The sequence below is a fragment of the Catonella sp. genome (assembly GCF_057250765.1).
The window spans coordinates 14,040-27,792 of the sequence record NZ_DBHIEC010000008.1; the positions used below are offsets into that span (position 1 = coordinate 14,040).

15 protein-coding genes are annotated in these 13,753 nt (G+C 40.2%); 1 reads left to right on the forward strand and 14 read right to left on the reverse strand.

Annotated features, from left to right (window positions below; translation table 11 throughout):
* Window positions 1–10: 10 nt before the first annotated feature.
* The 14 genes from ACO6HM_RS05570 to ACO6HM_RS05635 all read right to left on the reverse strand — a co-directional run bounded on the left by ACO6HM_RS05570 (window position 11) and on the right by ACO6HM_RS05635 (window position 12,546).
* Complete coding sequence (locus ACO6HM_RS05570) at window positions 11–898, reverse strand: MinD/ParA family protein (RefSeq protein ID WP_485390151.1); 888 nt, start codon at window positions 896–898, stop codon at window positions 11–13.
* Between the two features lie 29 nt (window positions 899–927).
* Window positions 928–2,184, reverse strand: a complete 1,257-nt coding sequence (gene flhF / locus ACO6HM_RS05575) for a flagellar biosynthesis GTPase FlhF (RefSeq protein ID WP_485390152.1) — start codon at window positions 2,182–2,184, stop codon at window positions 928–930.
* Window positions 2,181–4,217 (reverse strand): flagellar biosynthesis protein FlhA, encoded by a 2,037-nt coding sequence (gene flhA, locus ACO6HM_RS05580; protein WP_485390153.1) that lies wholly within the window; start codon window positions 4,215–4,217, stop codon window positions 2,181–2,183. The genes flhF and flhA overlap by 4 nt, the downstream gene beginning before the upstream one ends.
* Window positions 4,218–4,256: 39 nt before the next feature.
* Window positions 4,257–5,420, reverse strand: coding sequence for a flagellar biosynthesis protein FlhB (gene flhB / locus ACO6HM_RS05585; protein WP_485390154.1), 1,164 nt, complete (start codon window positions 5,418–5,420; stop codon window positions 4,257–4,259).
* The gene (fliR, locus tag ACO6HM_RS05590; RefSeq protein ID WP_485378493.1) at window positions 5,420–6,196 is read right to left on the reverse strand and encodes a flagellar biosynthetic protein FliR; all 777 of its coding nucleotides are present in this window, start codon (window positions 6,194–6,196) and stop codon (window positions 5,420–5,422) included. Before fliR ends, flhB begins: the two co-directional genes overlap by 1 nt.
* A gap of 30 nt (window positions 6,197–6,226) precedes the next feature.
* Entirely contained in the window at window positions 6,227–6,535 is a 309-nt protein-coding gene (fliQ, locus tag ACO6HM_RS05595; protein ID WP_208428960.1) for a flagellar biosynthesis protein FliQ, read from the reverse strand.
* 14 nt (window positions 6,536–6,549) lie between these two features.
* Entirely contained in the window at window positions 6,550–7,401 is an 852-nt protein-coding gene (fliP, locus tag ACO6HM_RS05600) for a flagellar type III secretion system pore protein FliP (protein ID WP_208428961.1), read from the reverse strand.
* Window positions 7,402–7,416: 15 nt separating this feature from the next.
* Window positions 7,417–7,776, reverse strand: a complete 360-nt coding sequence (gene fliO / locus ACO6HM_RS05605) for a flagellar biosynthetic protein FliO (protein ID WP_485390155.1) — start codon at window positions 7,774–7,776, stop codon at window positions 7,417–7,419.
* A gap of 80 nt (window positions 7,777–7,856) precedes the next feature.
* Complete coding sequence (fliY, locus tag ACO6HM_RS05610; RefSeq protein ID WP_485390156.1) at window positions 7,857–8,975, reverse strand: flagellar motor switch phosphatase FliY; 1,119 nt, start codon at window positions 8,973–8,975, stop codon at window positions 7,857–7,859.
* Window positions 8,976–8,978: 3 nt separating this feature from the next.
* Window positions 8,979–9,959, reverse strand: coding sequence for a flagellar motor switch protein FliM (gene fliM, locus ACO6HM_RS05615; protein ID WP_208428964.1), 981 nt, complete (start codon window positions 9,957–9,959; stop codon window positions 8,979–8,981).
* Between the two features lie 39 nt (window positions 9,960–9,998).
* A complete protein-coding gene (locus ACO6HM_RS05620; protein ID WP_208428965.1) occupies window positions 9,999–10,526 on the reverse strand; it encodes a flagellar basal body-associated FliL family protein in 528 nt (175 codons plus the stop codon).
* A gap of 19 nt (window positions 10,527–10,545) precedes the next feature.
* Window positions 10,546–11,439: an OmpA family protein gene (locus tag ACO6HM_RS05625; protein ID WP_485390157.1), complete on the reverse strand. Its 894-nt coding sequence runs from the start codon at window positions 11,437–11,439 to the stop codon at window positions 10,546–10,548.
* A gap of 3 nt (window positions 11,440–11,442) precedes the next feature.
* Window positions 11,443–12,231, reverse strand: coding sequence for a motility protein A (locus tag ACO6HM_RS05630; protein ID WP_485380359.1), 789 nt, complete (start codon window positions 12,229–12,231; stop codon window positions 11,443–11,445).
* Between the two features lie 108 nt (window positions 12,232–12,339).
* Window positions 12,340–12,546, reverse strand: a complete 207-nt coding sequence (locus ACO6HM_RS05635; protein WP_208428968.1) for a flagellar FlbD family protein — start codon at window positions 12,544–12,546, stop codon at window positions 12,340–12,342.
* Window positions 12,547–12,903: 357 nt separating this feature from the next.
* On the opposite strand from ACO6HM_RS05635, the gene ACO6HM_RS05640 reads away from it, so the two are divergent.
* Window positions 12,904–13,716, forward strand: coding sequence for a L,D-transpeptidase (locus ACO6HM_RS05640; protein WP_485390158.1), 813 nt, complete (start codon window positions 12,904–12,906; stop codon window positions 13,714–13,716).
* Window positions 13,717–13,753 lie beyond the last annotated feature (37 nt).

Consider the following 13,753-nt stretch of genomic DNA (forward strand, 5'->3'; position numbering starts at 1 on the left):
CGCCCTTTCTTTATCTGTTTAATGTTCTTCTCAAAGTCTCCGTAAATATCCCCGCAAGCCCTCTCCTCTTTGACTTATTAACAGTCTCTCCCTTAGGATCTATTATAAGCTTTGCTATATCATCTATTGCTCTTGAAGCCTGTGATTTAGGAAATGCAATAGACAGAGGCTGTTGCTTCATCACAGCCTTATTGATGTTGCTATCCGTTGGTACAGCCCCCATGTACTCTAAGGAAATATTTAGAAACTTGTCCGCCACCACGCTTAGCTTCTCAAATAATTCCTTACCACTTTGATCATCATTTACCTTGTTGGCAATAAGCTTTATATGACAATGCTCTCTTGTAAACTCAGGCTGACGGTCAAGTGTCTTTAATAATGCATAGGCATCAGTTATAGATGTAGGTTCAGGTGTTGCAACCAGAAGAACCTCTGCACTTGACATTACAAATTCCATTACATTTTCTGAAATTCCTGCACCTGTATCGATTATCACTACGTCTGCCTGTCTGTCAAGCTCAGAAAGCCTTGCAGAGAGATTGGCAAGCTGATCTTTGGTCAGATTAGTCATCTCTCTTATGCCCGAGCCTCCTGATATAAAGCCCACATTTTCCGGCCCCTTCGTTATAATCTCTGAGAGAGACTTTCCTCTGAACATAAGGTCAGAAAGATTGTACTGTGGTCTTATACCAAGCATTACTTCAATGTTGGCAAGACCAAAATCAGCATCCAACACTACCACCTTCTTACCCAGTCTGCTAAGTGAAATAGCAAGGTTAATTGCGAGGTTTGACTTACCTACTCCACCTTTACCACTGGTTATGGTTATTACCCTGGATAGCACAGGGACAGCATTTTCAGCTTTAATTATATTTCTAAGATTTTGTGCCTGATCCATATTATTCCCATTCTCTTTATAGTTACAATTTATGATAACAATTGTTTTGCAATTGCCTGTGTATCCGCTGCGCTTATGTCATCCGGAACATTCTGACCAAATGTCACATAAGAAAGGCTCGCACCCGTCTGCATCAGAATGTTGTAAATATTTCCTATAGTCCCAGTCTCATCTACCTTTGTAAAAATGAGCTTATAATCTGCTACCTCCTTATAGGTCTCAGCAATCCGCATCAAGTCTCCGTACTTGGTTGTGGCTGATAGCACCAGATATACTTCCCTGTCTTCTTCTGGAACAGTACTAATGAGCCTCTTAAGTTCATCAATCTGCTCTATATTTTTATCCGACCTTCCTGCTGTATCCACAAGAACAATCTCGTATCTATCAAGGTCTTTCCTTGCTTCTTGTATCTCAGAAGCAGAATATACCACACTTAGCGGTATACCAAGTATATTAGCATAGGTTCTTAGCTGTTCCACTGCAGCTATCCTGTAGGTATCGGCGGTAAGAAGACCTATATTTCTCTTTTCTTTAATCTTAAAACTAGAAGCAATCTTAGCTATGGTAGTAGTTTTCCCTACTCCTGTAGGACCAAGGAAGAATACATACTTAGTCTTACCGGGAGCAGCTTCTATGAGGCTAGGCTGTCCAAGCTTAAGGACAAGCTTCTGATATACAGCACCAAGAATGCGGTCAAGCTGTGCATCCTTCTTAATTGAATTCTCTATTTCACCTGTTATTTCATTCACATACTTTTCATCTACTTCATTGCTTAAAAGCTGCTTGTATATGAGCTGCATACAGGCATTAAGCTTGCTTTCCTTCTTATCCTGATTCTTGTCTGCCTGAGCGGCTTCAGCATGAACGTCTGCCTCAAGGCTGTCCGAAAAATCACCTATTATTTCAGACGGTTTTACCACAGCTTCTGCCGCCTTTGAACCATCTCTTATTTCTTTGATTTTGGAATCATTTAACTGCTTTTCAAGAAGTCCCTGAAGGTCGTTTAGCTTCTTCTCTATAGCAGATACCTCATTTGCTACAGGAGGAACAGGCTTTAGAGCAGGCTTAGGAACAGCCCCTTCGGTAACAGGTTCAGTTTTAGGCTTACTTTCGATGTTCTCATCAATTGCAGCCGTAACCTCCACATATGGTTTACGTAAGAACCTAAAAAATCCCTTTGGTGTTGTAGTTTTGATATTCATTACAACTGCATCTCCGCCAAGTTCTTCTTTTGCCAAAAGGATAGCATCTTTCTCAGTTTCCGCCTTAAATTTTTTAATTATCATATAGTTACCATACCTACCGATTGTAATTCAACGTTAGATTCTACCTCATTGTAAGAAAGCACTATCAGATCAGCAAAATAGTCCATGGTCAGCTTCTTGAAGTACATCCTTACTATTGGTGAGGTCATTACTATCGGAACCTTTCCTAATTTGTCGAGCTTGTCTATTTCTATCTTAAGTGAATCCATTATATTCTGTGCAACAGCAGGGTCTATGGTAAGATATGCCCCCTGCTCGGTCTGTTTTACAGAATTCATAATCTCCTGTTCAATCTTTGGATCAAGTGTTACTACACTGGTAGTCTCATTAGGAGGAAAATACTTATTGGATATGGCCCTCTTAAGCCCCTGCCTTACATACTCCGTAAGCACATCTGTATCGTGGGTAGTTGTTGCGTAGTCCGCAAGGGTTTCGAGTATAGTTACCAAATCCCTTATCGATATACTCTCTCTTAGGAGATTTTGGAGTACCTTCTGAATCTCGCCCACACTAAGGAGTTTAGGCACAAGTTCTGATATAAGAGCCTGGTCCTTATCCTTTATGTTGTCAATAAGATTCTGTACATCCTGCCTTGTAAGAAGCTCCCAGATATGTCTTCTTACAATCTCAGTAATGTGAGTAGCTATGATAGACGGTGGGTCAACTACCGTGTATCCAAGGGTTTCTGCCCTTTCACGCTGAGACTCAGTTATCCAGATGGCAGGAAGGTTAAAGGAAGGCTCAAAGGTAGGAATACCTGTGATTTCCTCTTCTACATATCCGGGGTTCATCGCCATGTAGTGGTCAAAGAGTATCTCTCCTTCACTTACAGGAACTCCCTTTATCTTAATTACATACTGATTGGGATTTAGCTGGATATTATCTCTAAGCCTTATGATAGGAACTATACAGCCAAGTTCTATAGCTATCTGCCTTCTAATCATTACTACTCTGTCAAGGAGGTCTCCCCCCTGATTTACATCAGCAAGAGGTATGATACCGTATCCAAACTCTAACTCTATAGAGTCTACCTGAAGGAGTGAGTTAACATTTTCAGGTTTTCTGACTTCTTCTGCAGCCTCTTCTTCTGCAATAACCTCAGATTCGATTTCTTCTTCTCCAAGGTTCTTTGACATCCTCCAACCTGATAGCAGGAAGGCTAGTCCCATAGGAACAAAGATAACCGTTGAAAGAGGTGTAGCCACACCAAAGAATATCATCGCTCCTCCAACCAGGAAAAGCACTCTTGGTATGGAGAACAACTGCTTAACAAGGATATCTCCAAGGTCTGCCTCTTTACTTACCTTCGTTACCAGTACACCTGTTGCCAGAGAAATAAGGAGGGAAGGAATCTGAGATACCAGACCATCACCGATTGTAAGTATGGAATATGTACTAAGGGCTGTATTTACATCCATTCCTCTCTGCAGCACACCTAGGGCAATACCTCCCGCAAAGTTGATTACAGAGATAATAAGACCCGCAATAGCATCTCCCTTTACGTACTTACTCGCACCATCCATTGAGCCGAAGAAAGAAGCTTCATCCTGAATCTTCTGTCTTTTTTCCTTTGCCTGTTCATCTGTAAGAGCACCTGTATTCAGGTCAGCATCTATAGCCATCTGCTTACCGGGCATAGCATCGAGTGTAAATCTCGCTGAAACCTCAGCTACTCGTTCAGAACCCTGGTTGATTACTATAAACTGTACCAAAACAAGGATGAAGAATACAATGATACCTACTATAAGATCTCCTCCACCTACGAACTGTCCGAAGGTCCTAACTACGTTTCCCGGATCTCCTGTACGGAGAATGAGCCTTGTAGAAGAAATATTAAGCGATATTCTAAATATTGTAGTAAAAAGTAAAATTGTAGGGAAGCTTGACATGTCCAAAGCTTCTTTTGAAAACATTGCATTGAAAAGCACTATCATCGCTAACGAAAGGTTGACTGCCAACAAAACATCCAAAAGCACACTTGGAATGGGAATAATAAACATAACAACTGAAAGGAGCACGAAGCCACCGATACCAAAACCGGCTTTATTTCCCATGTAGACACCCCTCCTCTCTTTATAATCTAAGAATAATTATTAACTTATAAGTATTTCTTTATTTTTAACACTATATACATAAGCCAGTACCTCCGCAACCATCTGATACAGCTCAGGCGGTATCTGGTCACCGATTTCCACGTTGTAATAAAGCATACGGGCAAGTGGCTTATTCTCAACTATTTCTATGTTGTTCTGCTTTGCTATCTCTTTGATATTTGCCGCAACATAGTCAGCACCCTTTGCAAGTACATAAGGGGCCTCTGCCGTCTCCTTATCGTATTTGACTGCTACAGCAAAATGAGTAGGGTTAGTAATAACCACATCCGCCTTAGGAAGATCCTGCATCATCCTTCTTCTGGCTCCCTCTCTCATCTTCTGCCTAATCTGGCCTTTAATCTGAGGATCACCTTCGCTCTGCTTCATTTCATCTTTAACTTCCTGCTTACTCATCCTCAAATCGTGTAAGTGTTTCCACTTCTGATAGCCAAAATCCGCAAGTCCTATGACAACAAAGATGACGCTGATTTTGATGCCTACATCCAAAACAATATCAAAAATATTAAGTATTGCCTGCATAAATTCGAAGTCATAGAGATTGAGGATGAACTTCCATCTGTCTTTAACTTCATTATATGCAACAAGAGCAATAGCAAGTACCTTAAGTATGGATTTGATAAGTTCTACAACCTTTTCCTGAGAGAACATCCTCTTAAGCCCACCTATGGGGTTTAACCTGTCAAGTTTGGGCTTTAGGGGCTTGCCCGTTACCTTCCAACCGACCTGAACTATGTTGCCCACAAGAGCAACCACAAAGCTTCCTATAAGTACAGGCAGGCTTGCAATAACTATATCTAAAACAATCTCATTGCTAAGATTCACAGCCTGTCTCACATCAAATACTTCCATCGATATATCAGAGGCCTTGTTATAATACTTGACAAAGCTGTCAAGGAAAAGATTAGCCATAATGCCTCCAAAGAGCTTTAGCACAAAGAACATAAGTAAAAGCATAAAGCCATTTATCAAATCAGAACTTCTGGCAACACGCCCTTCTTTTCTGGCATCATCTAACTTCTTAGGAGTTGCCTTCTCTGTCTTATCTCCTCCCTCACCAAAAAACTGGAGGTTATATGCAAATCTCCTATCCCTTAATTGTATAGTATTTCTATCATCTTTGCAATCTTTAACCCAAAAAATCACTATGATTTAAGCGCCTCCACCGCCCTTAGGAATACATCCTGCATTTCTTTGGTAATATAATTTGCCACTCCGGGAAGCATAGACATCATAAGTATCATAACCACAAGTCCTCCAAGAAGTTTAAGCTGAATGCCCACAACGAACATATTCATCTGCGGTGCCACCTTAGCCATAACACCAAGCACCACATTTACTAAGAGCATTGTGGCATATATCGGCAGCATCAGTCTCATTGCTATCATAAAATAATTGCCCAGGAAATAAGTTATTACGTTTACTGTATTGGCACTTATTACAGCCCTTCCAATAGGAACTACCTTAAAGGCATCCACAAAAGCCTTTAAGAAGTAATGATGAAAATCATTTACCAGAAGAAGGATAATCACAAAATAATTGTAGAGATTTCCTGTAACAGATGTATCTACCTTGAATACAGGGTCATACATGGTAACCATGGCAAAGCCTATTTCCATATCTATGAGTCTGCCTGTAAAGTTAAGTATGGTCATAACTATGTTGGTAAAATACCCAAGCAACGCCCCTGCCAAGGCCTCAGACATAACCATAAGCGAAAACCCTATAACCCCGGGATAGGTGACAGGCACACTGGGAAGAGTAAGGTAGAGCAAGGTAGAGAAAATAAGCGTAAACGCTATCTTAAACTGCCTTGGAATACTGCCAAAACTAAAAAATGGAGCTGTAAACACAAATGCAGATACACGAGTAACTATGAATAAAAAATATTCTAAATTCTCAACAGTAAACTGCAGTTGCATTTTCATCCCCAAACTTTCTATATGTTATGTTTACAGTAATGTTACTATGTACCCTATAAAGCCTGTTGACTCATATATGTAGTCACCAAAGCCTGAGAAAAGCTCAGTAGTAAACTCCGAAAGGCTTGTCATCATCCATCCTCCTGTAAGTACCAGCATAAGCATAGTCACAATAAGCTTTGGTACAAAGGTAAGTGTCTGCTCCTGTATGGATGTAATCGTCTGAATAAGGCTTATTATAAGACCTACCACAAGTGATGCAAGGAGCATAGGTGCAGATAACTTTAGTATGAGCATAACCGTTTCTCTGGAAATATCTATGACCTTATCTGCGCTCATAACTGCCTCCTATTCTATTTAACAAATGATTTAACAAGATTGCCTATAACCAGATCCCATCCGTCTACCATGATGAAAAGCAGAATCTTAAAAGGCATAGATATGGTAGTAGGCGGGAGCATCATCATACCCATTGACATAAGTGTAGAGGACACAACCATGTCTATAACAAGGAAAGGTATGTATATGCAAAAACCAATGATAAATGCAGCTCTAAGCTCACTGATTATAAATGCGGGAATCAGCACATTTGTAGGTATTTCATCCATATCCTTAACTTCTTCTATCCCTGCTATATCAAGAAAGAGCCTTATATCCTTGGTATTGGTCTGCTTGTACATAAAGGTTCTTAGAGGCTTTATTCCTATCTCGTAAGCCTGTTCGAAAGTAATATTGCCGTCTGTAAGCGGTTTAAGCGCCTCTGTATTTATCTGTATAAATATGGGCGACATTATAAACCAGGTAAGAAATAACGCAAGACCTGTAAGTACCTGATTGGGCGGAGTAGTCTGCGTAGTAAGTGCAGACCTCACAAAATGAAGTACAACGAGAATTCTCGTAAAAGATGTAAGCAGAATGAGGATAGAAGGCGCAAGTCCCAGTACGGTTAGAACCAATACTATCCTAAGCGTAGCCGCCAGTCCGCTCTGTTCACCATTTGTTGTGAGATTGATACCTATATTGTATGGAGAAGTTCCTGTAGTAAAGCTATTGTTGTCATTGGAGCTTCTGTCCACTGTATTCCCTGTTCTGTTGTCTATCGCATAAGCCGGAGTAACAAAAAAAAGGGAGGTACATATAAGCACTAAAACAATCCCAAGATATAGTAAATTAAACTTTTTCGTACATAAAGGATGTTCTCTCATATTACCAGCCTTTTCTTATTTTTCTTTTGATTTAGCTCTGTCCAAAAATTCCTTAAAAGAAAACCTTTCAGTTTCTACAGGTAAGTTAGCCTTAATCCGGTCTCCATCAACTTCCGATATAAGGCTGATATTTGTTTTGGTTATTCCGATTAAGAAGTATCTTCCGCCTACTTCTACAATCTGCAAATACTTATCTGCAGTAACCCTGCTTGTTTCAACAACCTTTATATTGCTATTTTCTCTGGTTTTCAGTGCATATTTGCTAAAATACTTAGATACATAGTAGGCAGCAGCGACTATCACTGCAAATGCAACAAGCATTCCGAATATTTGCGCAATGCTGCCTAATGTACCTGCCGTTCTTGATAGAACCATGTTTATCCTCCATAAAAAGCGTGTGCAAGCGTCATCATAAGGCAAACACCTTACCATAAGCTCTACATCTAACGGAGATATTATTTGATTATTTCAGTTATTCTTATACCAAAGTTATCCTCGATAACTACAACCTCACCCTTTGCCACGTATTTACCGTTTACAAGGAGGTCGATGGCTTCACCGGCAAGCTTATTTAGCTCAATGATTGTACCCGGCGAGAAGTCAAGAATTTCCTTAATGGTCTTATTCGTTCTTCCAAGCTCTACAGTTACCTCAAGAGGTACATCCATAATGAGGCCTATATTTTCCTGCTGCATCAGAGGATTGATTGTATTATCAAAAGCCTGGAACTGTGCAGGAGCTACATTTACCGGCTGTGCAGGCTGCATAGGCTGTGCATATCCCTGAGGAGGTGCTGACATAGCAGGTGCAGGTCCCGGTGTAGGCGCTGCCGGTGCAGGTGCTGGCGTAGGTGCTGCTGGTGCAGGCTGGTCTAATTCTGATGATGACATAAATTTGTTATACAACTCCTTTGCAAAATCTATAGGATAAAGCTGCATAAGTTCACTATCAATCAGTGTCCCTATCTCCAGTCTGAATGAAACCTTTACAAACTCTCCCTTAAGGAAATCACCAAATCCCTCTTCATCTATAGAGCCGTCCATATCTATGAGGCTCGCTGTTGGAGGGCTGATATCAACCTTCTTTTCAAGTACTGATGAAATAGAGGTGGCAGCTGAGCCCATCATCTGATTCATAGCCTCACAAATAGCAGATAGATGAAGTTCAGAAAGCTCAGTTCCATCTACATCTTCTCCGTTTCCACCCATCATAAGATCTGTGATTATCTTAACATCCTTTTCTCTAAGAATAAGAATATTATTACCATCAAGGCCTTCAATATATGAAATCTGAATAAATACACAAGGCCTGTCATATGACTGCGATATATCTTCCCAATTTGCAATAGATACATTAGGAGTAGTTATAAGAACCTTCTGGTTAAGCAGGGTAGAAAGCGTAGTTGCCGCTGTACCCATACTAATATTAGAAATCTCTCCTATGGCATCCTTTTCCTCGCTTGATAAAGGTACACTGCCTGCGCCTGCCTGTGTATCGGAAGAATCCGAACCACCATCTTCACCCATACCGCCTAGCAGCGCGTTTATCTCTTCCTGTGAAAGCATTCCGTCCATGGCTTATTCTTCCTCCCTAATAACTTTAGTAATTCTAAGTGCATATACACCTGATGAAGCTCCAGGCAGTGCCTTAAACTTCTTCATATTTCCTACAAACACATCCAATTCATCTTCAACCTTAGAGTTAAGCCTTATCACATCGCCCGGTTGTAGATTAACAAAATCATTGACAGACACAACACTCTTGCCAAGCACTGCTCTGATAGGTATCTGGGCTCTGTCGATAATCTCTCCAATCTGCTCACCATAGTTGGTGTCATCCTTTTCCTGAAGAGCTGAGAACCAGAACTTAGTATTTAGCTTATCCATTACCTCTTCAAGAGAAGTAAAAGGCAGGCAGAAGGTCATAAAGCCTTCAACAGTACCAATCTTGATACTTAGAGTAATAAGAGCCGTCATTTCCTGAGGTGAAATAATCTGTGCGTACTGTGAGTTGGTCTCTATACGCATAAGCCTCGGGTCTATCTCCACAACATTGTGCCAAGGCTCCTGTAAATACCCTGTACAAATATTTAAGATTCTCTCAATTACAACTATTTCTATTTCAGAAAAATCTCTTGTCTTTTCAATAGGATTACCTTCTCCGCCCAAAAGTCTGTCAATAATGGTGTATCCAAGGTTATTAGACATCTCCATTATGCAGCTTCCCTTAAGTGGCGATAGATTCATTATAGCTAAGAGTACAGGATTGGAAAGCGAGTTCTGAAATTCCTGGTATGTAATGGCCTCAGAACCTCTAACCTCAACCTGAACAGTCTTTCTTAGATAAGCCGGCAAATTGGCAGAGAGAAGCCTGCCATAGTGCTCAAATATTGACTCTAAGGTACGTAAATGATCCTTTGAAAACTTAGACGGCCTTGCAAAGTCATAGTCCTTTACCACCTTCTCGTCTGTTTCCTTGAGGTCATCCGTGTCTACATCTCCGCTCTCAATTCCGCGCAGCAGCTTATCTATCTCTTCCTGCGAGAGTATATCACTCATTAAGCCTCACCATCCTATAATTAATTCATTTACGTTTTATTACTGTAATCTCAGGTTCTTAAAGGCAATTTCAGCCATAGTCTGGGTACCGAACTTCTCCTGAATAGCCTTAAGTACAGCAGCCTTTATAGCCTCTCTGTTGTTCTGCACTTCTTCTTTAGTATACTGCGAGAACTGGTTACTTACAATCTCATCTATAGTGGACTCATAGCCTGACTTAGTGTCTGCATTTTTCATGCTCTCTGAGATAGTCTTGTAGTCATCCTCTGTCTTAATCAGGTAAAGAGAAATCTGGTCGATAACAGCATAATGGTCTTTACCGTCTCCTGAGCCCTTAAGGTTAATCTGTAAGGACTTATCAAAGGTAACTACATCCATATCACTTATAGATACCTTGTTCTTAGAGGTATCATTCTCAAGCTCTAAATCAATAATAGAAGCTATGTTTGATACTAATGCGTTGGTAGCCTTAGCCGATGAAACCACCGAAAGCATAATAACCGCAGTTAGTATGAGGTTCATAAGGCTTAAAGCAATAGCCACTATTGTAAGCATGTTCTTTTTCATAATAATCTCCTTAGAGTTTTTATTCAGCAACTTTAGTATATATCTTTATTTCAACTCTTCTGTTCTTCTGTCTTCCCTCAGGTGTCTTATTGGAAGCTATAGGCTCATATTCTCCCTTACCGCTTGCAGAAAGTCTCTTAGGGTCCATATGTTCCACATTGGTAAGATACTCAAGTACAGTCATCGCTCTGGCACTTGAAAGCCACAGGTTATTCTTGAACTTGACTGTATTAGTCTGAGGAACATTGTCAGTATGTCCTTCAATTACTATGTCAGTATCCTTAAACTTCTTAAGGATGCCGGCTGCTTTGTCAAGTACCACGTCAGCACCCTTTTTAAGTTCAGCCTGTCCTGAATCAAAAAGAAAGTATCCATCTATACTAAGTCCTATGTAATTATAAGAAGTATCCATCTTTAGCTGAACTGTATCATTTAGCTTAAACTGGTTGATAGCCTCAGATGCCTTTTCATAGTTCTTTTCAGCGGCTTCTTTAACTTCCTGCTCGTACTTCTTTAATACCTCATCCTTAGTGATTTCCTTTTTTACATTATCTTTTTCCGGTTTATTCTCACTGGTATTTTCCGAATCCGACTTTCCACTCCCGCCTTTTGTTCCATCTTCTTCAGCAGTATTTTCAACTGCAAGATTAGAATAATACTCAGCAAGTTCATTGAGCTGGCTTACTCCACTTGATACGAGTACACCCTGGTCAAGCGCGGAGCCACCACCCGAAAATATACTGAAAGAGGAGGTAATAGCCTCTACAATTTCATTGTACTTGGCTGTATCAGTACTACTCATAGAGAACAAAAGCACGAAGAAACATAAGAGCAGATTCATAAGGTCAGAGAAGGTTGCCATCCATTCGGGAGCGCCCGCCTTGGCCTCTTCCGGTTTTTTCTTCCTTGCCATATTTTATTCCTCTCCACCACCTTCTGAGAATGCTTCACGTTCAGCAGGTGTTAAGAATGATTTCAGTTTCTCCTCTATTACTCTAGGGTTCTCACCCGCCTGAATGGATAATATGCCCTCAACCATAATTCCCTTTAGCATAATCTCCTCTGCACTGTTTGATTTAAGCTTGTTGGTAACAGGGGCGCAGAGCCAGTTTGCAAGGAAGGAGCCGTAGAAGGTTGTAATCAGCGCTATCGCCATCGCAGGACCGATAGCACTTGGATCTGAAAGGTTAGCAAGCATGTTTACAAGACCGATAAGAGTACCAATCATACCCCAGGCAGGTCCCATACTTGCAAGAGTCTCCCAAAAGCCGAACTTGCTTTTATGCCTCTCTTCGATACAGGAAATCTCAGTCTCAAGAATACCTCTTACAAGCTCAGGGTCTGTACCGTCTACTATAAGAAGTATGCCCTTCTTAAGAAATGGATCTTCTATGTTCTGAGAAGCTTCCTCAAGGGCAAGCAAACCATCTTTTCTTGCAATATTAGACAGATTGATAATTCCCTTAATTACCTCAGACTGATTAAAGCTTACAGGCTTAAGAACCAAAGTAAAGCTCTTAAGTCCGGAAACAAATTCACCTATGTTCTTGTTTGAAGCAAGAACTATCATGAAAGCACCACCAAAGGTAATGAGTGCCGATGGTAAATCGATGAATCCCATAATCGCCGCAGGATTGTCCATCATAATTGAGAAAAGCACAAGTCCAAGCGAAATTACAAGTCCAAGTAAAGTAGCTATATCCAAGCCAGTCACCTTCCGTTCTCGTTTATTCCCTACATATAGGGTGGTTATAATACAAGTATGTTAACTTGTATATTGGTTATATCGCAGCTTTCACACAAAATTACAGGGTTACTGATCCTTATCCAAAATCGCCCCTGTAAAAATCTCACGTTTATAGTTCTTGACGAGGCTTTTAATCTGAAGCCTGCTCTCCTTTACCATGATTTTTTTCCCTGTTGTGAGGGTAATAACAGTATCAGGAACCTCCTCAATCACCTCTATGAGGTCAGCATTGATAGTAAACTCCAAACCGTTCATTTTTGTAACGTCTATCACGTTTGACCTCCTATACACATACTATTAAAATTGTTAATAAATCTTAAGTTTTTCTTACAGATTTTAAAAAGCAAAAAAAACCAGTTACTTCTATTATAATGACTTTTAGTGCAAAAATCAATATAAAGTAGCAATTAAATATTAACAGAAATTTAGAATTACAGGGTTTTATTTTGTAATTATCTGATATCTTTGTAATATTCTTATGGAAATATTACACTTAGAGAATCAAATGGGGTTTACTTTTATGTCCCTATACTTTATACTAACAACGAATATTTTTATCGCTATGACTATATCGGCAAGTTTTGACCTAAAATTTATACCATTTAGGCAAAAAGTTACAGAAAGGACATTATGAAAACAAAGAAACTAATAAATTATTTGCTTATTTTTGCAATTCTAATCAGCTCTCTTATGTTTACCTTACCAGCTAAGGCCGCTACAGAAGAATATCATATCAAGGTAAACAGGCTTGCTAACACCGTAACTGTATATAAAAGACAGGTAGATGGCTCATATAAGCCGGTTAAAGCCATGCTGTGCTCATCAGGAGGCAACCTCACTCCTCTAGGTACTTACAGAACCACTGTGAAATACCGCTGGAGGCAGCTCTTATACAATGTGTGGGGACAGTACTCCACAAGGATAGTAGGTCAGATACTCTTTCATTCCATTCCCTACTATAGGTTAAACGCAGGCACTTTGATGAAGGGACAATTTGAGAAGCTTGGTTCAACAGCTTCACATGGCTGTGTAAGGCTCTCTGCAGCAGACACAAAGTGGATATATGATAACTGCTCACTAGGTACGAGAGTAACCATATATGAATCAAAGAATCCGGGACCTTTAGGAAAGCCGGAGCCTACACCTTATCCTACATACACAGGATTTGACCCTACAGACACCTGGAGTCAGGGACGCCCTATCATAAAGACGGACCCTGTTATAACTCTTCCAAAGAAAATAACTCTTTCAGCAAAAGATACAAGCTACGACCTCTTAAAAGGTGTGAAGGCTGTCTCTTATGACGGAAAGGACATCACAGACGATATAGAGATTGAAGATGATATTGATATTGAAACACCTGGTAATTATACCGTAACATACAGTGTTACCGACAAATATGGTCATACCGCCTCAAAAAGCACTACAGCAGTAATAAAATAACCTGTGAAAACGCATATACATTCCAGTTCATAGCATT

What these genes read in the sequence shown, in the direction of transcription:
- fliQ (WP_208428960.1), bottom strand. Translation starts at nt 6,535, where the DNA reads ATGAGCGCAGATAAGGTCATAGATATTTCCAGAGAAACGGTTATGCTC.
- fliY (WP_485390156.1), bottom strand. Translation starts at nt 8,975, where the DNA reads ATGGACGGAATGCTTTCACAGGAAGAGATAAACGCGCTGCTAGGCGGT.
- flhF (WP_485390152.1), bottom strand. Translation starts at nt 2,184, where the DNA reads ATGATAATTAAAAAATTTAAGGCGGAAACTGAGAAAGATGCTATCCTT.
- fliR (WP_485378493.1), bottom strand. Translation starts at nt 6,196, where the DNA reads ATGCAACTGCAGTTTACTGTTGAGAATTTAGAATATTTTTTATTCATA.
- ACO6HM_RS05570 (WP_485390151.1), bottom strand. Translation starts at nt 898, where the DNA reads ATGGATCAGGCACAAAATCTTAGAAATATAATTAAAGCTGAAAATGCT.
- flhA (WP_485390153.1), bottom strand. Translation starts at nt 4,217, where the DNA reads ATGGGAAATAAAGCCGGTTTTGGTATCGGTGGCTTCGTGCTCCTTTCA.
- fliO (WP_485390155.1), bottom strand. Translation starts at nt 7,776, where the DNA reads ATGGTTCTATCAAGAACGGCAGGTACATTAGGCAGCATTGCGCAAATA.
- ACO6HM_RS05640 (WP_485390158.1), top strand. Translation starts at nt 12,904, where the DNA reads ATGAAAACAAAGAAACTAATAAATTATTTGCTTATTTTTGCAATTCTA.
- fliP (WP_208428961.1), bottom strand. Translation starts at nt 7,401, where the DNA reads ATGAGAGAACATCCTTTATGTACGAAAAAGTTTAATTTACTATATCTT.
- fliM (WP_208428964.1), bottom strand. Translation starts at nt 9,959, where the DNA reads ATGAGTGATATACTCTCGCAGGAAGAGATAGATAAGCTGCTGCGCGGA.
- ACO6HM_RS05625 (WP_485390157.1), bottom strand. Translation starts at nt 11,439, where the DNA reads ATGGCAAGGAAGAAAAAACCGGAAGAGGCCAAGGCGGGCGCTCCCGAA.
- ACO6HM_RS05620 (WP_208428965.1), bottom strand. Translation starts at nt 10,526, where the DNA reads ATGAAAAAGAACATGCTTACAATAGTGGCTATTGCTTTAAGCCTTATG.